This window comes from Pseudomonas sp. 3JA, assembly GCF_036961705.1.
In the GTDB taxonomy this organism is placed as follows: domain Bacteria; phylum Pseudomonadota; class Gammaproteobacteria; order Pseudomonadales; family Pseudomonadaceae; genus Aquipseudomonas; species Aquipseudomonas fluorescens_Q.
This window is the reverse complement of sequence record NZ_JBAMDJ010000103.1, coordinates 1-969: the sequence shown is the minus strand read 5'-3', so window position 1 is coordinate 969 and position 969 is coordinate 1. Positions and strand designations below refer to the sequence as shown.

Annotated in this window: 1 protein-coding gene; it reads left to right on the top strand. The window is 55.5% G+C overall.

The features are described from left to right. Window positions 1–938: IS110 family transposase (locus V7773_RS30230; protein ID WP_336076498.1), on the top strand; the 938-nt coding region annotated here is incomplete at its 5' end. Window positions 939–969 lie beyond the last annotated feature (31 nt).

Here is a 969-nt window from a genome sequence, read left to right as displayed (position 1 = left end):
CGGTTTCTGTCGCAAAGCCGATCGTGGGTGTTGATGTCGCCAAAGATGAGTTGGTGATTTATCACGCAGAAACAGATCGACTGGAAGCGATCCCCAACACCAAGGCAGCGATCAAAAAGTGGCTCAAGGAATTGTCCGCGCCAGTGGATGTCGCCATCGAAGCCACCAATATCTATCATCAGGAATTCGCCGACCTGGCTTATGCGCAAGGCTGTGTGATCTACATGATCGGCGGCTACGAGCTCAGCCATTACCGCAAAGGTGTGAAAGTTCGCGCTAAAACCGATGCGCTGGATGCTCGGTTGTTGGCTCGCTACTTGAACAACGAAGGCCACCAGTTGCACCCGTGGACCCCGCCATCGCCCTTGTATTGCCGGCTTATAAGCCTCTTCCGGCGTCGGGCAGCCTTGGTCCAGGCGCGTGTCAGCCTCAAGCAAAGTTGGTCCAACGAACCGTTGCTCAAAAGGGCCTTTGAGAACCAGATAAAGGCCATGCAACGACTGGAGATCTTGCTCGAGAAAACAATCCAGACGCAGTTGGAAGCCGCTGGCTTGGGCGCTCAGCTCAAGCGTTGCATGAAAGTCGAAGGCATTGGCCTGTTGAACGGTGCCCGTTTGCTCACGTCGTTTCAGCGTGGGGATTTCAGAAATGCCGATGCCTTCATCGCTTTTCTGGGCCTAGACCTGCGTATATCGGACTCAGGGAAAAAGAAGGGACGCCGCTGCCTGTCTAAGCGAGGTGACCCAGAGGCCCGTCGATTGATGCATAACGCCGCGATGTCGGCGAGGCGCACAGCGGCATGGAAGGGTTTTTATGAGGCACTAAGGGCCCGGGGGCTCAGCACAACCGAAGCATTAGTAGCACTGGCCCGCAAGCTTGCCCGAGTGGTATTCGCCCTGCTGAAGAACCAGAGCGAATACTTACCGAAAGGCATTTAGGGGGTAGCCCTGCACCATAGAATCTCCCACA